This is a genomic window from Rhizobium sp. 62_C5_N11_2 (genome assembly GCF_051811185.1).
In the GTDB taxonomy this organism is placed as follows: domain Bacteria; phylum Pseudomonadota; class Alphaproteobacteria; order Rhizobiales; family Rhizobiaceae; genus Rhizobium; species Rhizobium leguminosarum.
On sequence record NZ_JBPWPW010000002.1, the window covers coordinates 822287 to 841072 of the forward strand.

General features: G+C 61.0%; 14 protein-coding genes. 7 read left to right on the forward strand and 7 right to left on the reverse strand.

Annotation, left to right across the window (positions count from 1 at the left end):
- Positions 1–270: 270 nt before the first annotated feature.
- Positions 271–1677: an adenylate/guanylate cyclase domain-containing protein gene (locus AB8B31_RS27590; RefSeq protein WP_018246055.1), complete on the reverse strand. Its 1407-nt coding sequence runs from the start codon at positions 1675–1677 to the stop codon at positions 271–273.
- Between the two features lie 119 nt (positions 1678–1796).
- A complete protein-coding gene (locus tag AB8B31_RS27595; protein ID WP_018246054.1) occupies positions 1797–2282 on the reverse strand; it encodes a MarR family winged helix-turn-helix transcriptional regulator in 486 nt (161 codons plus the stop codon).
- Between the two features lie 200 nt (positions 2283–2482).
- On the opposite strand from AB8B31_RS27595, the gene AB8B31_RS27600 reads away from it, so the two are divergent.
- The 7 genes from AB8B31_RS27600 (at position 2483) to AB8B31_RS27630 (ending at position 12588) form a co-directional block, all read left to right on the forward strand.
- Positions 2483–4069, forward strand: a complete 1587-nt coding sequence (locus AB8B31_RS27600; protein WP_018246053.1) for an AMP-binding protein — start codon at positions 2483–2485, stop codon at positions 4067–4069.
- Between the two features lie 41 nt (positions 4070–4110).
- Positions 4111–4935, forward strand: a complete 825-nt coding sequence (locus AB8B31_RS27605) for a p-hydroxycinnamoyl CoA hydratase/lyase (protein WP_018246052.1) — start codon at positions 4111–4113, stop codon at positions 4933–4935.
- A 56-nt stretch (positions 4936–4991) separates the two neighbouring features.
- On the forward strand, positions 4992–6098 hold the full coding sequence (locus AB8B31_RS27610) for an NAD(P)-dependent alcohol dehydrogenase (protein WP_018246051.1): 1107 nt from the start codon (positions 4992–4994) through the stop codon (positions 6096–6098).
- Positions 6099–6119: 21 nt separating this feature from the next.
- Positions 6120–7559, forward strand: coding sequence for a coniferyl aldehyde dehydrogenase (locus AB8B31_RS27615; protein WP_018246050.1), 1440 nt, complete (start codon positions 6120–6122; stop codon positions 7557–7559).
- A 447-nt stretch (positions 7560–8006) separates the two neighbouring features.
- Positions 8007–9935 carry a diguanylate cyclase gene (locus tag AB8B31_RS27620; RefSeq protein WP_018246049.1) on the forward strand — a complete coding sequence of 643 codons (1929 nt, stop codon included), beginning with the start codon at positions 8007–8009 and terminating at the stop codon, positions 9933–9935.
- A gap of 77 nt (positions 9936–10012) precedes the next feature.
- Complete coding sequence (locus tag AB8B31_RS27625) at positions 10013–12307, forward strand: FdhF/YdeP family oxidoreductase (RefSeq protein ID WP_018246048.1); 2295 nt, start codon at positions 10013–10015, stop codon at positions 12305–12307.
- Entirely contained in the window at positions 12304–12588 is a 285-nt protein-coding gene (locus AB8B31_RS27630) for a hypothetical protein (RefSeq protein ID WP_018246047.1), read from the forward strand. Before AB8B31_RS27625 ends, AB8B31_RS27630 begins: the two co-directional genes overlap by 4 nt.
- An 11-nt stretch (positions 12589–12599) precedes the next feature.
- On the opposite strand, the gene AB8B31_RS27635 is transcribed toward AB8B31_RS27630, so the two are convergent.
- The 5 genes from AB8B31_RS27635 to AB8B31_RS27655 form a co-directional block, all read right to left on the reverse strand.
- Complete coding sequence (locus AB8B31_RS27635; protein WP_018246046.1) at positions 12600–13598, reverse strand: AraC family transcriptional regulator; 999 nt, start codon at positions 13596–13598, stop codon at positions 12600–12602.
- 942 nt (positions 13599–14540) lie between these two features.
- The gene (locus AB8B31_RS27640; RefSeq protein ID WP_018246044.1) at positions 14541–15545 is read right to left on the reverse strand and encodes an Ldh family oxidoreductase; all 1005 of its coding nucleotides are present in this window, start codon (positions 15543–15545) and stop codon (positions 14541–14543) included.
- 156 nt (positions 15546–15701) lie between these two features.
- A complete protein-coding gene (locus tag AB8B31_RS27645) occupies positions 15702–16781 on the reverse strand; it encodes a quaternary amine ABC transporter ATP-binding protein (protein ID WP_018246043.1) in 1080 nt (359 codons plus the stop codon).
- Positions 16774–17661 carry an ABC transporter permease gene (locus AB8B31_RS27650; RefSeq protein ID WP_018246042.1) on the reverse strand — a complete coding sequence of 296 codons (888 nt, stop codon included), beginning with the start codon at positions 17659–17661 and terminating at the stop codon, positions 16774–16776. The genes AB8B31_RS27645 and AB8B31_RS27650 overlap by 8 nt, the downstream gene beginning before the upstream one ends.
- Positions 17662–17756: 95 nt before the next feature.
- Entirely contained in the window at positions 17757–18758 is a 1002-nt protein-coding gene (locus AB8B31_RS27655) for an ABC transporter substrate-binding protein (protein ID WP_018246041.1), read from the reverse strand.
- Between the last annotated feature and the right edge of the window lie 28 nt (positions 18759–18786).

Here is an 18786-nt window from a genome sequence, read left to right on the forward strand (position 1 = left end):
CCGTAGCCCAGAATGAAGACAGGATGCTTTGCAAAACATTTAAGCAGCTTCGCCGAGACATGAAGGCCACGACGCCTGCTTCCGCTATCGGCGGCGCAAAGATGCCGTTACCTTGAAACTAGACAATGGCTGCTTTCCGGCAGGTGCAAGGTCTGTTTCAACGGCAAAATTAGGCGCAAAGCAGCCGTGTCCTTCGACAACGAAAAAAGTCCACTTAGGGCCGACCGTTACCGGAAACTGCTGAAGTTAATTTGACCACGAAGACCAAACTCACGACAGCGCAAAAATCCTCACCTCTCTCCCGATGCCCTGAAGCTCCGCCATCCGGGAGGCCGATGAGATGCCGCTGTCACGCAGGATCTCTGAAACTTGGGCATCCTCGACGATCGCCTCCGTCGTCATGATGACATTGGGATCGGCAAGGCCCTGGACGCGGGAGGCGATATTCACCGTCTGGCCGAAGTAGTCCTGCCGGTCGTTGAGGTTGACTGCGAGGCATGGGCCCTCGTGGATGCCGATCTTCAGCAGAAGGTCGTCGCTGCCGTGTTCGGCATTTAAGCGAAGCATCGCCTCCCGCATCTTGAGTGCGGCCGCTACCGCACGGTCCGGGCTCGGGAAGGTCGCCATTACGGCATCGCCTATAGTCTTCACGACCGCTCCGGCCTCTGTGGCGACGATCTCATGAAGAACCCGGAAATGCGCTCGCACTAGATCGAAAGCGGCAAGATCTCCGACGCGCTCATAGAGAGCGGTCGAGCCCCTCAAGTCAGTGAAGAGGAAAGTCAGGCTGGTGATCTTGAGGCGCTGGTCGACGTCGAGTGTGTCGGTCCGATAGATGTCGCGGAAGCTCTGGTTCGTCAGCAGACGCTTGGCTGTCAGGAAAGGCCGCCTGCGGCCCAAGAGGTCGTGCAGTTCGTCTCCTGCGATGCAGACGTTCGGCACCACTCTGCGGTCGGTGTGGTTCTCGAGGGTGAGCCGCAGTGAGCCCGGGCGCAGGGTCAGCGTTTCGTTCAGCGCATGCGTCCGACTGATGATCATCGAGAGGGTTTGCCGTTCGTCGGTGGGCTCACCCTGCACGTCGATGAACTGCGCCGAGTGTGTCACCGGATCGAAGATGATGACGAACTGCGCCGGCAGTTGCAGGGAGACGAAGGCCTTCTCGCCCGGAGCCAACTCGATCATCTCCAGCTGGATGCGCGAAAACCTCGCTTCGAGATCGTCAGGCAGGTCCACTCCGGAGCTGAAGAAGATCTGGCGATAGTACTCGAGCGGCGGCAACCGATCGGGATCGTGAGCGGCAATCCTGCGCACGCGCGGACTGACCGTGAACGTGACCTCGACCATCTCGTCGAGGGTCGGCTCGTATCCGGCTGCGCAGAGCGCGCAATGGTACGTCTCGTGGACGACGGTTTTGAGGGTTGCGCCGCTGTCGAGGACGCCGCCGCATCCTGGGCAAAGGACATTCCAGGTCATCTCGAACGCGCCTATGCGGGCTGCATGGAGAAACGCGGCGATGGTTTTCTCTTGATCGAGATGGTGCTTATCGGCGAAAGCGAGCGCATTGATGCGATTAAGCTCGCGATCCGAGCCATGCGTGACGACCTTCTCGATGCACTCAACCGTCGGCGGGTCAGCCGCCTGTCGCAGGGAGGCAAAAAGGACGTCCACTTCGCTCATTAGACAAGTCTCCGTGTGCAGAACCCACGGCGGACGACGCCAGGATCGGGATCATAACACGGGAACTTCCCAATAGAAATCTATAGGCTTGGAGCTGCCTGCTGCCCAGCGAAGCGGGTTCATTTCCCCTTGTATATTCGCTTCAGCGCCACCAGCAGCGCATCCAGTTCGTCGCGCGAAAACAGGTCGGTGAAACGCCGCTCGTGCTTGTCGATCAGCGCACGCGCCCGCGCGAGCATCGCGCGTCCGGCCTTCGTCAGATGAAGCTCCTGGCGCCGGCGGTCCGCCGCGGAGGGACGGCGCTCGATCAGGTTGCGGGCCGTCAGCCGGTTGACGAGGGCCATCATCGTTGCCCGGTCGGTGCCGAGCGTGTTGGCAAGGTCGATCTGCGATGCGCCCGGATTGCCGGCGACGAGTTCTATCACCGCCAGCTGCTTCTGCGTCAGCGCCAGCTCCTCCATGGTTTCGGCGAAGTCGCGATAGATTGCGACATGCGCCATGCGTAGATGAAACCCCAAGAGATCGCCCAGCCGGCCGACGTCGAGGCCTGGCGTCGCGGGCGCATCTTCGCCCTCGAAATCGTCCTGCGGTGATTTTATCGCCATCGTTCGTTCTCGCCTCGTCCAGGCGCCATAACCATCAAAATCAGCAGGTTAGTCAATATCCGTAGTGCGGATTTCCCCGCGCCATTCGATCGATCGGATTTGCCTCAAACAGCCTCTTGCATCGCGGGGAAAAGATATTAGTATGTGTTACATACAAAATTGATGCCTGTTGCGGGGAGCGGTAGGCATGGGAGGAGAAAATGGCGCATTCCTTTTCCGGGATGGCTTCGTCGGCGGATTGCGGGCTGGTGACGGATGATCCGATCCTTTACCGCGCCGGCGTCGCACCGGACCGTCCGGCTCTGTTCGAAATCGCTACCGACAGGCAGCTCACCTATGCCGAGCTCGATGCGCGGATCGCCTGCTGCGCCGGCTTCCTGAGCGATGTGCTCGGAGTGCGCCGCGATGGGGCGCGTGTCGCCATGCTGGCGCGCAACTCGATGGATTCGATCGTGCTTGCCTTTGCCTGCCAGCGTGCCGGCGCCATCTACGTGCCACTCAACTGGCGCCTCAACGCCGCCGAGCTTCGGCCGATCCTTGCCGATTGCGCGCCGGCTCTGCTCGTTCATGACGAGGAGTTCGCGGCAACGGTGGCCAGCGTTGCGAACGCCGATCCCGAGATGGCGGTGATATCGACGGCAGACGGTTCGGCCGGTCTCGCCGCGGTGATCGAGGCGAGCCTTCCGGCCGCTCCCGTGCCCGCCGATGCCGATGGACCCTGCGTCCTTCTTTACACCTCGGGCACGACGGGACAGCCGAAAGGCGTCGTCATCACCCGCCGCAACGCCTTTTTCGCCGCCATCAATTTTTCCGTGGTCGGCGAGATCGGGCCGAGATCCGTCGCCCTATGCGACCTGCCTTTCTTCCACACGATCGGTCTGATCGCCGTCGCACGAACCACATTGATGCTGGGCGGCACACTCGTCGTCTCCGATCGCTTCACGCCGGCGCGCACACTCGCAGCCCTTGCCGACCGGCAGCGTGCCATCACCCATTATTTCGCCGTGCCGCAGATCGTGCTCGCCTTGCGCAACGACCCTGCCTATAGCGCCGCGGCGCTCGCCGGCCTGCATGCGCTCTTCGTCGGCGGTGCACCGCTGACGCAGGCGCTGATCGAAAGCTATCTCGATGACGGCGTTGCGCTGGTCAACGGTTACGGCATGAGCGAGGCGGGAACGGTGCTGCATATACCGATCGACCGGCGCGCCGTGCAGGATAATCCCGGCAGCGTCGGTCTTCCCGCGCCATTGCTCGACATTCGTATCGTCGGCGAGGACGGCCGCGAGGTTGACGAAGGCGAGATCGGCGAACTCTGGCTGCGCGGGCCGGCGGTGACGCCGGGCTACTGGAACAAGCCTCAGGAAACCGCTGCCGCCTTCGCCGACGGCTGGTACCGCACCGGTGATCTCGGCCGACGCGAAGCGAACGGCTTCTATCGCATCGTCGACCGGCTGAAGGACATGTACATCAGCGGCGGCGAGAATGTTTATCCCGCCGAGGTCGAAGCGGCACTCGCAAGTCATCCCGATATCCTCGACGCCGCGGTCGTCGGCATTCCCGATATCCGATGGGGCGAATGCGGCCTCGCCTATATCGTGCTGCGGCCGGGTGCCGTGGCAACGGGCGATGAGATCGCCGGCCATTGCGCGGCTAGGCTCGCCGCCTTCAAGCGTCCGGCGCGCATCCTCTTCGTCGAGGCCATTCCCCGAACCGCCTCCGGCAAGGTGCAGAAACATGTCCTGCGCCAGTTCCATTCCGACGAAACCCTTCAACGACAGCCCCTGTGAAGCGGCCCCGGCATTCACGCCGAAACCAATGGAGTGACCCTATGACTGAAGACAAATCGCCGGTTCTGGTCGAATTCGATGGCGGCATCGCCTTCGTGACCCTCAATCGTCCGGAAAAGCGCAATGCGATGAATCCGGCCCTGAATATTAGGATGCTCGAGGTGCTCGACGAGCTCGAGGGCGACGAGCGCTGCGGCGTCCTCGTCCTGCGCGGCGCCGGCGAATCCTGGTCGGCCGGCATGGATCTGAAGGAATATTTCCGCGACAATGACGACAAGCCGCGTGACGTCACGCTGAAGGCGCGGCGCCAGTCCGGCAACTGGTGGGGCCGGCTGATGTATTTCGAAAAGCCGACGATCGCCATGGTCAACGGCTGGTGCTTCGGCGGCGCCTTCACGCCGCTGGTTTCCTGCGATCTCGCCATCGCCGCCGAGGAGGCAAATTTCGGCCTCTCCGAGATCAACTGGGGCATTCTGCCGGGCGGCAACGTCACCCGTGCGGTCGCCGAAGTGATGCGCCATCGCGACGCTCTCTATTACATCATGACCGGCGAACTGTTCGGCGGGCGCAAGGCCGCCGAAATGGGTCTCGTCAACGAGGCGGTGCCGCTGGCGGAGTTGGAAATCCGGGTCCGCAAGATCTGCGCCAGCCTGCTCGAAAAGAACCCGGTGACGCTGAAGGCCGCCAAGGACACCTACAAGCGGGTGCGCAACCTGCCATGGGATCTCGCCGACGATTACATCTACGCCAAGCTGGAGCAGATGCTGTTTCTCGACAAGACCAAGGGGCGCGACGAGGGGCTGAAGCAGTTCCTCGACGACAAGACCTATCAGCCGGGGCTCGGCGCCTACAAGCGCGGCCGCTGAGGACGGGCCTGGCATGCCGGGCCGTTCACGAGCCGATCATCGGGAGGAGGAAAGCAATGAAAATTCATGCCGCGGTGGCGCGTGCGCCCCATACGCCGTTTTCGCTGGAAAGGCTCGATTTGGAGGAGCCGCGTGAGGGTGAAATCCTGGTTCGCGTCGTGGCAACAGGGGTTTGCCACACCGATATCGTCATGCGTGACCAGCACTTGCCGGTGCCGCAGCCGGTCGTGCTCGGCCATGAAGGCGCCGGCATCGTCGAGCGTGTCGGGCGGGGCGTTGCCAAGGTCAAGCCCGGTGATCACGTGGTCATGACCTTCAATTCCTGCGGTCATTGCCCGAGCTGCAACGATCACGAGGAGACCTATTGCCACGAATTCTTCCCGCGCAATTTCTTCGGTGCGCGCGCTGACGGTTCGAGCGGGCTCTCATGCGAGGGAGAGCGGGTTCACGGCAATATTTTCGGGCAATCCTCCTTCGCCAGCCACGCCCTGTGCCATGAACGCAATATCGTGAAAGTGCCTGAGGATGCGGATCTGGCACTGCTCGGGCCGCTCGCCTGCGGCATCCAGACCGGCGCCGGCGCGGTGATGAACGCGCTCAAGATCGAACCGGGAAAAGTGCTCGCGGTGTTCGGCATGGGCTCCGTCGGTCTTGCCGCGGTAATGGCGGCGCGGATCGTCGGTGCTTCACGGATCATCGCCGTCGATGTCAACGAGACGCGGCTGGCGCTTGCAGCGGAGCTCGGCGCGACTGATATCGTCAACGGCAGGGCGAGCGACGCGGTTGCCGCGATCATGGCGCTAACCGGCGCCGGCGTCGATTATTCGATCGATGCCTCCGGCGTGCCTGCGGTCATCGACCAGTGCGTGCGTGTGCTGGCGCCGCGCGGCACCTGCGGCATCGTCGGGGCCTCGCCCCATGGCGCGACGCTGACGCTCGACCTCACCCATATCCTGTCCGGCGGGCGCCGGGTCCGCGGCATCGTCGAGGGCGATTCCAATCCGGACGTGCTGATCCCGTTGTTGATCGACCTGCATCGGCAGGGCCGCTTTCCCTTCGACAGGCTCGTCACCTTCTATGATTTTGCCGACATCAACCAGGCGGTGGAGGATTCGGAAAAGGGCATCGTGCTGAAACCGGTCGTGCGCCAGCCGGCCGTCTGACACCGTTCGAGGGAGGAAACAATGAACACCGTCACCCCAATCGCCACCGATACCAGTCCCGATGCGATGAAGGCGCTGCTTGACCGGCAAAGGGCGTCTTTCCTGAGGGAAGGGCCGCCAAGCATTGAGACCCGCATCGATCGCATCGACCGCGTCATCGCCCTTCTCGTCGACCATAAGGATGCGATTGCCGCGGCCCTGTCGGAGGATTTCGGCAGCCGCAGCGTCGAGGCGAGCCTGCTTCTCGACGTCTTCACCTGCGTCGGTTCGCTCAAATATGCCAAGGCCCATCTGGCCGAATGGCTGAAGCCCGAGCAGCACGAGGCATTGTTCCCGGATGCGGTGGCAGAAGTGGTCTATCAGCCGAAAGGGGTTGTCGGGATCCTGAGCCCCTGGAATTTCCCCTATCAGCTCGCCCTTGCGCCGCTCGCCGGCATTCTTGCCGCCGGCAACCGCGCCATGATCAAGCCGTCGGAGGTGACGCCGGCTTCATCAGCCTTCATGGCGGAACTCATCGCCGGCTCTTTCGACGAAACGGAAATATCAGTCGTTCAGGGCGGGCCGGCGACGGGCACGGCCTTTACATCACTTGCCTTCGACCATCTGATCTTCACCGGCGGAACTGCGATCGCCCATCATGTCATGCGCGCGGCGGCGGAAAACCTGACACCGCTGACGCTTGAGCTCGGCGGAAAATCACCCGTCATCGTCGGCCGCGCGGCCGATCTCGCAGACGCGGCGCGGCGCGTCATGACCTTCAAGACGCTGAACGCCGGCCAGATCTGCCTTGCGCCGGACTATGTCTATGTGCCCGAGGAAAGCGTCGAGGCCTTTGCCGGACACGCGGTCGCGGCAGTCGGCGCGATGTATCCGACACTGAAGGAAAATCCTGATTACACCTCGATCGTCAATGCCCGCCATCTCGCCCGCGTCCAGGGCCTGATCGACGATGCCAGGGCCAAGGGTGCTCGTGTCGTCGAGATCAACCCGGCGGCAGAGAATTTCTCCCAGCAATCGGCCCACCGTATACCTCCGACGCTGATCCTCGATCCCACAGAAGACATGCGCGTGCTGCAGGAGGAAATCTTCGGACCCGTGCTGCCGGTCCTTCCCTATCGCGATATCGCCGACGTCATCGACCGTATCAATGCCAGGCCGCGCCCGCTCGCTCTCTACTACTTCAGCCAGGATCAGCAAGAGGAACGCCGCGTCCTCGACAACACGACCTCCGGCGGGGTGACGGTCAACGACTGCATGAGCCACGTCACGGCGGAAGGCCTGCCCTTCGGCGGCGTCGGCCATTCGGGCATGGGAGCCTATCATGGGAAGTTCGGCTTCCTCGCCTTCTCGCACCCGCGCGCCGTCTATCATCAGAGCAGGATGGTCGAAGCGGAATACATGATGCGGCCGCCTTATGGCGAGGCGATGCGCGGCTTCTTGGCGGCGGCGATCTGCAAGTAGAAGAGAAGTGGCGGCGATGCCGTCGGCAGCCTCGGCTGCTGACGGCATGACGCGGGCGCTGTGGGTTCGCGACTGCTTTCACCTCAAGGAATGGCCCGATTGCGCAGACTTATCCGGATAACGCGATATTGCGTCATTGGGCTACGTGTCCTGATGCAGAGGATGCCGTTGTTAAACATGCCTTATGCATCAGGTGCTAGCCGTTGAACGGCAGGCGTAGCGGACATGATGTCTCCTGCCGTCCTGGAGCATGACCTTTAATTCCGGTTTCGCCTATTTCTCATGTGATCAAATCTGGCAGCAGGCCCTGCGTGCCCATACCGCATCGTCGCGGCAGTCGCCGCTTTCCTGTCGCCGTATTGCTGCCGACCGGGCTGGAGACGCATAAGCAAACGAGTATAGCCTGATAGGTCTTCAATTTAACGAAGCTCAAACCAGTGTTGCCCTATGATTGGTTCGGTACATGTATTGGAAGGTGGATCCAACGCAGTGAATGGCATCTGGACGCAATTCGGTGGCAACTTGTCATTCGTGTGCCTGGCGATTTCGCTATGGGCGCATTTCTCGATCCAATTTCAGCGTCGTTCGGCCATACAGGAAAAAATCGCCTTCGGAATCATAGCCGGCGGCGCCTCCATCGGATCCATTTTGCTGGCCGTCGAAGTCAATCCCGGCATCTATATCGACATGCGCTTCTCGCCGCTTGCTTTGGCGGGCATGTTTGGTGGACCGATCGCGGCGGCCTTTGCGGCGTCGCTGGCGATGGCCTTCCGCTTCTGTGTCGGCGGCACGGCAATGGTCGATGGTCTGATCGCAATTGCTGTCGCGACCGGCATCGGCCTGGCTGCCAATTTCTGGATCCGGAAGAGATCTCCCGGGTTCATGGACATTGCACTGCTGAGCCTCGCGCTCGGCGCCGCGCTTGTTGTTTTGATGGCGGTGCTTCCCACTCTGGTGCACGCCCGTGTATTGGCCATCATCGGTCTGCCCATGACCGTTTTGAACTGCCTGGCGACCGTGCTCTGTGGTTTCGTGCTGTTGAAGACACAGCAATGGGACCTGGAGCGAAGCATATTGGTGACCGCGTTTTCGCAGTCGCCCGACTATCTCTACGTGAAGGACCGAAACAGCCGGTTCATCACCGTCAATGAAAATATGATCCGCCTCTATCGTTTCAAGACGACGGCAGAGATGACCGGATTGTCGGATTTCAATCTTCTGTCACGGCCGCTCGCCGAAGAATTGTATTATCTCGAACAGCAGGTCATGGACACTGGCGTGCCTCTGATCGACTCCACCGAGCGCATCGAAGGCAGATACCTGCTCGCCTCCAAGGTGCCGCTGAGGGATAGACAGGGGCGGGTGATCGGCCTTGCCGGGGTAACGCGTGATGTGACGGAGCGTGCTGCTCTGGAGCGGGAACTGCGCGAAAGCAAGAACCTGCTGTCGCATGCGATGGCCGGCATGTCCGATGGTATCGCGATGTACGACAGCAAGGGTTTTCTTGTTTTCTGTAACGAACAGTATCGCACCGCGTTTCCGCTGTCCGGAGACGCCCGCGTGGTTGGCGCGCATATCAGCGACATTCTTCGCCGCGTCGCCGAAACAGGCGAGCGGGCCGGTATTCCGGACAATGACCGCGAAGAGTGGATCAAGGCCGCCAGTGCTACCTTGCACAGCAACAAGGACGAAGAGATTCAACTTCACAACGGCGACTGGCGCAGCATCCGGACAAGGCTTGCGGAAGACGGCACGGCGATGGCCGTTGTCTCGGACATCACTGCGACGAAGCAGGCGGAAATCGCGCTCAGGCTGTCGGCGGAGCAGCTGAAGAATCTGGCCGAGACCGATGGGCTCACCGGCATGGTCAATCGCCGGGCCTTCGACGAAGCTTTCGCCCGTGAGACCGCAGGCAGCGCCAGGAAAAACACGCCGTTCAGCCTTCTGATGGTCGATATCGACCGCTTCAAGGCATATAACGATACCTACGGCCATCCCGCCGGAGACCAATGCCTGCGTGTCGTCAGCAAGTGTCTGCGGCAGTCGGTAAGCCGGCCGGCAGACATCGTCGCTCGCTACGGCGGAGAGGAATTCGTGGTTCTGCTCCCAGCAACCAGTGCGAAAGGGGCAATGATCGTTGCCGAGCAATTCGCACGTCTGCTGAGCCAGGAGAATATCGTTCATTCCGGCAGCGAATTCGGACGGGTGACCGCCAGCATCGGCATATCCTGCGCGACGGGAGCCACCTTGAGGGTCAACCCTAACCGCCTCCTGACCGAGGCCGATGCCGCCCTCTACGACGCAAAGACCCAAGGTCGCAATCGCATCCTGGCACATTCGCCCGACGAACGGCATGCCATGAAGGACGCCGGTTAGATCCTTGATAGGTTTTTCCTATCGAGCCATCGCTCGTGCGCCCTTGATGTTTTCCTCGCTTCGACAATACAGGGCGCATGGACACAAAATTCATTGGTAAGAAATCGGCGGCAGCCGGCGGCTGGGGCGCTTTGAAGAGCTGCGGCAAGCGTTTGCTTCAAAGCGGCATGCCCATTTCAGGCGCGCGGACGATGCTGAAGGCGAACCAGCCGGATGGATTCGATTGCCCGGGCTGCGCCTGGGGCGATCCGGAGCACGGATCGTCGTTCGAGTTCTGCGAGAACGGCGTGAAGGCCGTCGCCTGGGAGGCGACGGAAAAGCGGGCAACGCCCGCCTTCTTCGCTGACAATACGGTATCTGAGCTTCGCCGGCTGACGGACTATGAACTGGAACTCAACGGCCGCCTCACCCATCCGATGCGCTACGATGCGGTGAGCGACCGTTACCTGCCGGTCGCGTGGGAGGATGCCTTTGCCGAGATCGGCAGCATTCTGACGGGCCTCGATAATCCCAATCGGGCGGAATTCTACACGTCGGGCCGGGCGAGCAACGAGGCCGCCTTCCTGTACCAGCTGTTCGTGCGCGTCTACGGCACCAACAATTTTCCCGACTGCTCCAACATGTGCCACGAGGCAAGCGGCATCGCCATGCGCCAGGCGGTCGGCGTGGGCAAGGGCACCGTGCTGCTGGAGGATTTCGAAGAGGCCGACGCGATCTTCGTGATTGGGCAGAACCCGGGCACCAACCATCCACGGATGCTCGGCGACTTGCGCCGGGCGGCGATCCGCGGCGCGCGCGTCGTCGTCTTCAATCCCATCCGCGAACGCGGCCTGGAGCGCTTCTCCGACCCGCAGGACAAGATCGAGATGCTGCGCGGCGGTTCGACCGACATCGCCAGCCTTTATCTCCAGCCGCAACTCGGCGGCGACATGGCTGCGGTGCGCGGGATGGCGAAGGTCGTGCTGGCTGCAGAGGATGCAGCGGTCGCCGCCGGTCTGCCCTCCGTACTCGACCATGCATTTCTCGCCGAACACTGCGCGGGTTTTGCGCAATACAAGGCAGCGGTCGAGGCGACGAACTGGGCTGACATCGAGGACCAATCGGGACTGAGCCGGCAGGAGATCGAGAGGGCGGCCGATGTCTATGTCAACGCCGAGCGGGTCATCTGCACCTGGGCGATGGGTGTAACCCAGCATCTGCATTCCGTGGCGACGATCCGCGAGATCGCCAATTTCATGTTCCTGCGCGGCAATATCGGCCGGCCGGGTGCCGGCCTTTGCCCGGTTCGCGGCCATTCCAACGTGCAGGGTGACCGCACCGTCGGCATCAACGAAAAGCCATCGGAGGATTTCCTCGATGCGCTGGAAAAGCACTTCCGCTTCACCGTTCCCCGCGAACATGGCCACAATGTCCTTGCCGCGATCGGAGCGATGCTCGACGGCTCGGCTGATGCCTTCATCGGGCTTGGCGGCAATTTCGCGCGCGCCACGCCTGACAGCGCACTCGTTGAAAAGGCGCTGCGGCGGCTGAAGCTGACGGTGCACATCGCAACCAAACCCAATCATTCGCATCTCATGCCCGGCGAGACGGCCTTTATCTTGCCGTGCCTCGGGCGCACCGAGATGGATATGAATGCAGCGGGCAACTCACAGCTCGTGAGCGTCGAGGATTCGATGAGCATGGTGCATGGTTCTGCCGGTATCAATCGCCCTGCCTCGCCGCATCTCCTCTCGGAAGTCGCCATCATTGCCGGCATTGCACAGGCGACGGTCGGCTCCGTCGTGGTCGACTGGGCAGAGCTCGCCGACGACTACGACCGCATCCGCGATCACATCGAGGCGACCATTCCCGGCTTCGAAAACTACAATACGCGCCTGCGCAAGCCGCGCGGTTTCCACCTGCGCAACACGGCCGCCCATCGGGAGTGGCATACACCGGCAGGCAAGGCGTCATTTTCTTCGGAGGCGCTTCCGGAGGAGACGGTGCATCAGCGGGCGCGAAAGGGAGAGGGGCGTTTCGCCCTGCAGACGTTCCGATCGCACGATCAATACAATACGACGGTCTATGGTCTCGATGACCGATATCGCGGCGTCTATGGGGAGCGGCAGGTCATCTTCATTCACCCAGCCGACCTGACGGCGATGAATGCCAAGGCCGGCGACCGGGTCGACGTGATCGGCGAGCATGATGACGGCATCGAGCGTGTCGCAGAGGATTTCCGCTTTGTGCCCTATGATATTCCGAGGGGAAGCATAGCGGGATATTATCCCGAGCTGAACGTGCTCGTGCCGCTTGGCAGCGCGGGTAGGGAAAGCGATACGCCCACCTCGAAATCGATCATGGTATCCTTCCGCCGACGAAAAGCCGCGTGAGCGAAGAAGCGTCGGAGGCCGATCGCTTTCTCGCCCTCGTCGCTGCGGCGCAAGGCAGGGATAACAGGCTGACACCCATCCAGGCCGGTCTCCTTGTCGCCGCAGATTTGGGGATTGCCCGTGACAGTCGCACCTTTGCGCGCATGCTGGGGATCGCGCATTCTCTCGTGCTCAGGGAGCTCAACGCCCTGGCGGAACGCGAAGGGATGCTGCAGATCGTGAAGCGGGATCTGAGGACAATGAGAGTGCATTACACATTGCCGCCGCGAGACGAGACGTAAACCCCCATGCGTTATCGCCGCATCACGCGCTTCCTGGTGTCGGAAGGGTATTCTCCGTATGTCGTCTTATAGACTGCGGAAAACCGGCCGAAATGAAAGAAGCCCCATTTGAGGCAGATGGCCTTCATGGTCTCCTTGCTCTCGGGATCGAGCAGATCCTGGCGCGCGGCACGCAGCCGAAGCGTCAGCAGATAGGCAGCGGGAGAGGTTCCTCTGAAGGCACGAAAACCGGTTTCGAGCGCCCGGCTGGATACGCCGGCCGCTTCGGCCACCTTCGGCATTGTGATCGGCTGATCGATATTGGCGTGCATGAATTCGATCGCCCGGCGCACATGTCGCGGGGCGATCAGGGCGGGGCCATTCTCCAGGAAATGCGACAGCCGGTGCGGCACCAGGCGCACAACCAGATCGGCGAGCGCCTGCGTCATATGCGCCATGGCGATCGGCGACTGCAGCAAGGGGCCATCGTCGCGCATGCCTGAGATGATCGTTTCCGTGAGATTGTTGATCAACCGGCCTTCCGGTTTGGACAGATCCAGTTCGGGCAGCAGGTCAAGGGAGCCGCTGAACGGCATCTCGAACGTCTGGCCGATCGTTTGCAGGATGAGAGGCCAGTTGATCAGCAACTCGTCGATGACGTTCGATCGCCCATGCATGATGACGCTATTGGGCTCGAAATTGTTATAAAGAAGCAGTTTTCCTTGCCCGGCCTCGGCGACGCGGGACCCATAGGTTACCCCCATGCCGCCGCTGCGCGGCACGACGATCGACAGGTATTCGGCCGTATCGACGGTCGGCTCGATATTGAACTGAAACTCCGCCTCATGATAACCGGTGAGCAGGACGGCGGTGTCACATACCGAGAAATCCAATCCCCAATGGAAGTCCTGGGCGCGGCCGACAGGCTCGGCATCAAATGCGCCAAAAGCCCCCCCGAGCGTTTCGACCATGTTGTCGAAGGACGAACCGCTAAATCGGAATGAGAATGGCGCAGTGCTATTTTCCGTCATGCTGCTCCCATTGTTCGATGTGACTGTTTCGACATGCTTTTCTCCAGCGCTCGCAGGTGCCAGCGTGACGCGCGGCCGGCGAGAGTGTCGGATTGGTGCACGTACCTCTGCCAGCCTTGCCAGTCGTCATGGATGGTCGTCCTGCGCTGCGGCGCTTCATCAGAGCCTGTAGACGGCATGGATGAGCGGCCTAGGACGTATATTAGACGATTGTTGGATAGAGTGCAGCAGCTTGCAACGGAGCAGGTGGATCTCCGCGTCATACCGGCATCGAGATCAGCGGCTTGTGCCAGCTGATGCAGGCCGAATTCGGGTATGGTAGACGTCAAAAAGACCAACCCGTTGAATGCATTAGTTCCCATCCAGATCAGGAACTGACAGAACCCGCGGCCATTGGCAAGACGTCACGCTGCCGGCGATGATGACAACCCGCTGATAAAACGATTACGCTGAAGGAGCGATTTTACAGCTGTAGCCGATAGAGAGCGCCCCAATTCGCGAGCTGCGCAGTCGCCTGCCGAAGGTTCTTAGTGGACCGCTTAAAGATGGCCTTCGGCAGGCAGACAGGCATGCAAGCATACGCACGGGATGGAGTGCGTATGTATGATCCCTTTCATCCTTTGGGGGTAACGGATGGAAGGGCTTGGTTTTGGGACCGTCAACCATCATGGCCTTGGTCGAGATTGATCTTACTGTTCCTTAGCTATGGAGCAATTGTCAGGCCCCGATATTGTCGGCCAACCGGCTTTTCGTGACGCAGTCTGGACTGACCTTGCGCAAAATGTATAGGCAAGCGCTTCGTGGAAGCCGCGTGTTCCGCGTCATGGCCTGCGCAGAGTGGATAGAGATCTTCAATTTCTCATTTAGCACGAACGATGGGAACTTCGGCATGCTGCCGCCGGGCACGATGCATTCGATTCTTTGAGCTGAGCAATGATTTTCTCACCGAAGGCACAAGCGACGGATCGTTTCTAACACGCCTATATCGACGTCAAGACTATCGGTTTCCGTGACGCTCGCGGGCATTGCTCTGTCTCCGGGGATACGGACTCCCTTGGAGCGCAGCCGTTCCAATTGGGCCTCGGCGCGCTCCGGGAAACCTGTATCCACGGCCGCGGGGAATAGCGCGATCACGGTCATTCCCGCATTCACCGGGTGCTCGCCCGAGAAAAAGTGGCCCGCATCGAGCGACCAGGCGGCCCCGGAAAGACCCGCGGAAAGCATCTCGACGATAAGAGCGATGTTGGCGCCCTTATAGCCGCCGAAGGGCAGGAGGGCGCCGAGCATCGCCTTGACAGGATCGGTGGTGATTGCGCCGGTCTCGTCGATGGCTATGCCGTGCGCAATCGGCGACTGTTCCCTTGCCGCCTCGGCAAGAGTTATGAAGGCCGTCGCACTCGTCGCCTGGTCGATGACGAGGGGCGGCAAGGGTTCCGGCAAAGGCGCGCCGAAAGCGAGCGGATTTGTGCAGTAGACGCGCTCCCCGCCTTCGGCGGCGGCCATCAAAGCCGGTCCGTTGGCGGCGGCGATGGCTATCAACCCGTCCTCAGCGAGGCGCCGGACGTAATATCCCAGTTCCCCGGCGGTATAGCTGTTTCTTTGCGTGAAGACTGAAATGCCGAAGGTTTTCACGCGCTTTACGAAGTCGTCGTAAATCAGGTCAAACCCGAGCTGCGCTATGCCGCCGTCCGCATCGGCGTAAATCAGGGCCGGCAGCACGTGGTCGAAGCGGGGCTTGGCGTCTCCGTTGATCCGCCCGTCGCGCAGGCTGGTGAGATAATCGACGAAATGCGGAAAACCCAGCTCGGTACGACCGAAGCAGGCGGCCGAAAGCGTTGCATCGACGAGCGCCTTCGCCATGGCCGGGCTGCTGCCGCAGGCGAGGCAGGCTTCGAGCGCCAATTGGCGGAGCTCGTCGATCGGCATTCTCATCCTCTGCTTTGCCATCACAGCTCCAATGCGGCTCGTCTACCCTCATAGAAGGCATAGGTGCCTGGCGCGGCGCAGTCTCCGATTTCGACGACATCGCAACCGTGCGAACACAGTTCCTCACCCAGCCAGTTGGCCGCTGCAGAGATGGCGGCATGTTGATTGCGACGCACTTCAGAGGGCGACTGAAAGGGCGCTATCGCGTCGGGGAGCCACCTCCTGCGAGTTCACCATTGCACCCGCGAGCTGGCGGAAGGTGACAAGCCCCAAAGCTTCTCCTGATGGTGAAAGCACCCTGGCATCGTCGTCCGGCGCCGATGCCAACATCCGCACAGCCTCTTCGACGGTCGTACCTGATGCAATCGTCAATCCGCCGGGCGCAGCACCGGAATGCAAGGGTGTCATGACGGCATCGACCTGGATGACCCGGCCTCGATTGACCTCCTTGACGAAGTTGGCGATGTAGGCGTCGGCCGGACGCAGAACGATGTCCTGGCTGGTGCCCTGCTGGATGACTTCGCCATCGCGCAGGATCGCAATCTGATCGCCCAGGCGAAGGGCTTCATCGAGATCGTGGGTGATGAAGACGATGGTTTTCTTGATCTCCCTCTGAATATCGAGAAGGACCGTCTGCATATCCGTGCGGATCAAAGGATCGAGCGCCGAATAGGCCTCGTCCATCAGCAGAACGGGAGCATCGTTCGAGAGGGCTCGGGCCAGCCCGACGCGCTGCTGCATGCCGCCCGATAACTGATTGGGGTATTTGCTCTCGAAACCTTTCAGGCCGACCCGCTCCAGCCAGCGCATGGCGACGTCGGCGGCTTTCGAGCGCTCCATGCCCTGCACTTCGAGGCCGAAGATGGTATTGTCGAGAACATTCCGATGCGGCAGAAGCGCGAACTTCTGAAACACCATTGCCGTCTGGTGCCGGCGAAACGTCCGCAATTCGGTCTCGTTCATTTTCACGACATCGACGCCGTCGACAAGCACTTCGCCAGCGGTCGGATCGATCAGACGATTGATGTGGCGGATGAGCGTCGACTTGCCCGAACCCGAAAGGCCCATGATGACCTGGATGCGGCCCGAGGGTATCTCGACATTGATATCTTTCAGGCCCAGCACGTGGCCGTGCTTTTCGTTGAGCTCGGTCTTCGACAATCCCTTTTTGACGGCATCGACATGAGCGGCAGGGTTGGGACCGAAGATCTTGTAAAGGTGGCGGATCTTGATGCCGCCGAAACGTTGATCAGCCATGGACGATCTCCCGATGCTTCTGGAGCCTCTTGCCATACGCCTGGCTGACCCGGTCGAAGATGATGGCGATGCCGACGATGGCAAGGCCGTTGAAAATACCCAGCGTGAAGTACTGGTTGGCGATGGCCTTCAGAACCGGCTGGCCCAGGCCCTGGACGCCGATCATCGAGGCGACGACCACCATGGCGAGCGCCATCATGATGGTCTGGTTGATGCCGGCCATGATGGTGGGAAGCGCCAACGGCAGCTGGACCTTGAACAGTTTCTGCGAACTCGATGTCCCGAAGGCGTCGGCCGCCTCCAGCACGTCCTTGTCGACCAGGCGGATGCCGAGGTCGGTCAGCCTTATCATCGGCGGTATCGCATAGATGACCACTGCGATCAGTCCCGGCACCTTGCCGATGCCGAGCAGCATGACGACAGGGATGAGATAGACGAAGCTCGGCATCGTCTGCATGACGTCGAGGATCGGATTGATGATGCGCTGCAGCCGGTCGGAACGCGCCATCAAGATCCCCATCGGGATACCGATGGCAATGGAGAGCACGGTACAGACGAAGATCATCGAGACCGTCCGCATCGTATCGTCCCACATGTCGAAATAGCCGATCAGCAGCAGCGTGACGAGACAGCCGAAGACGATCTTCAGGCTGCGGCTCGCAAACCATGCGATGACAAGGATGATTGCAGTAATGATCGGCCACGGCGTCTGCGTCATGAAGCGGTCGGCGGCGATGAGGAAATGCTGCAGCGGGGAGAAGAGGCTTTCGATTGCGTCGCCATAGGTGCGGGTAAATGTGCGAAAGCCGTCATCGATCGCCTTCTTCAGATTGCGAAGGGCGTCGTCATCCATATGCGGGAATTTGTAAAACCATTCCATTCGGTTCCCCTTTTTCTTCAAAGAGCCGCGGCAGTCTTTTTGATTTTATCGGCAGCGAGAGGCGGTGCGCTTTAGGCGCACCGCAATAGTCGGTCTTAAAGAGCAGCTTCGATCTTCGCAGCTGCCTCAGGCGAGACCCACTTGGTCCACAGGTCCTTGTTTTCTTTCAGGAAGTGCTTGGCACCATCCTCGCCGGTTGCCTGGTTGTCGGTCATCCACGCCATCAGCTTGTTGACCGTCTCATTGCTCCAGGAGCGCTTCGTCAGGTAGTCCATGACCTCAGGCCCGACCTTTTCCGAAAAAGGCTTGGCAACCAGGGTCACCACGTGATCGACCGGCCATGCATTCGGCTTCGGATCGGGGCAATCGGCGACGGTATTGCAGCGCTTCCATTCGGCAGCGTCGTTCGGCACGCCGGCTTCCAGCTTGACCATCTGATACTTGCCGAGCAGCGCGGTTGGTGCCCAGTAATAGCCGGCCCAGCCTTCCTTGCGTTCGTAGGCCTTGGCGATCGAACCGTCGAGGCCGGCAGCTGAACCGGTGTCGACGAGGGTGAAGCCTGCCTTCTCGGCTTCGAAGGCCTTGTAGAGCTGCGTGGTCACCACGGTGCCGCCCCAGCCCTGCGGCCCGTTGTAGATGGCGCCCTTCTTCGAATCCTCAGGATCGGGGAAGAGTTCCGGATGCTTCAGCACATCACCGATGGTCTTGATATCGGGATGGGCGTCGGCCAGATATTTGGGAATCCACCAGCCCTGTACGCCGCCATCGGGCAGCGGAGAGCCGACCTGGACGATCCGGCCTTCATCCGTCCCCTTCTTGACGACATCCGGCAGCAGGTCGATCCAGGCTTCCGGCGCGATGTCCGGCTGGCCCTTTTCGGCCATCGAGGTAATCGTCGGGACGGTATCGCCGACGGTGATTTCGGCGGCGCAGCCATAACCTTCGTTCAGGATGAGCTTGTCGAGGTTAGAGAGAACCTCCGCACTCTGCCAGTTCATGCTGGCAATGGTCACAGTGCCGCATTCGGCGGCGCTGGCGAAAGACGCCCCGCCCATCAGGCCAAACGTCAGACATGTCGATGCGAGTAGTTTTTTCATTCTCGTTCCCTCTGTTTAGCGGCCAGTT

Coding starts and splice junctions, on each gene's coding strand:
- AB8B31_RS27650 (WP_018246042.1), bottom strand. CDS start 17,661: ATGGAATGGTTTTACAAATTCCCGCATATGGATGACGACGCCCTTCGC.
- AB8B31_RS27655 (WP_018246041.1), bottom strand. CDS start 18,758: ATGAAAAAACTACTCGCATCGACATGTCTGACGTTTGGCCTGATGGGC.
- AB8B31_RS27590 (WP_018246055.1), bottom strand. CDS start 1,677: ATGAGCGAAGTGGACGTCCTTTTTGCCTCCCTGCGACAGGCGGCTGAC.
- AB8B31_RS27640 (WP_018246044.1), bottom strand. CDS start 15,545: ATGGCAAAGCAGAGGATGAGAATGCCGATCGACGAGCTCCGCCAATTG.
- AB8B31_RS27605 (WP_018246052.1), top strand. CDS start 4,111: ATGACTGAAGACAAATCGCCGGTTCTGGTCGAATTCGATGGCGGCATC.
- AB8B31_RS27600 (WP_018246053.1), top strand. CDS start 2,483: ATGGCGCATTCCTTTTCCGGGATGGCTTCGTCGGCGGATTGCGGGCTG.
- AB8B31_RS27615 (WP_018246050.1), top strand. CDS start 6,120: ATGAACACCGTCACCCCAATCGCCACCGATACCAGTCCCGATGCGATG.
- AB8B31_RS27645 (WP_018246043.1), bottom strand. CDS start 16,781: ATGGCTGATCAACGTTTCGGCGGCATCAAGATCCGCCACCTTTACAAG.
- AB8B31_RS27610 (WP_018246051.1), top strand. CDS start 4,992: ATGAAAATTCATGCCGCGGTGGCGCGTGCGCCCCATACGCCGTTTTCG.
- AB8B31_RS27595 (WP_018246054.1), bottom strand. CDS start 2,282: ATGGCGATAAAATCACCGCAGGACGATTTCGAGGGCGAAGATGCGCCC.
- AB8B31_RS27635 (WP_018246046.1), bottom strand. CDS start 13,598: ATGACGGAAAATAGCACTGCGCCATTCTCATTCCGATTTAGCGGTTCG.
- AB8B31_RS27620 (WP_018246049.1), top strand. CDS start 8,007: ATGATTGGTTCGGTACATGTATTGGAAGGTGGATCCAACGCAGTGAAT.
- AB8B31_RS27625 (WP_018246048.1), top strand. CDS start 10,013: ATGGACACAAAATTCATTGGTAAGAAATCGGCGGCAGCCGGCGGCTGG.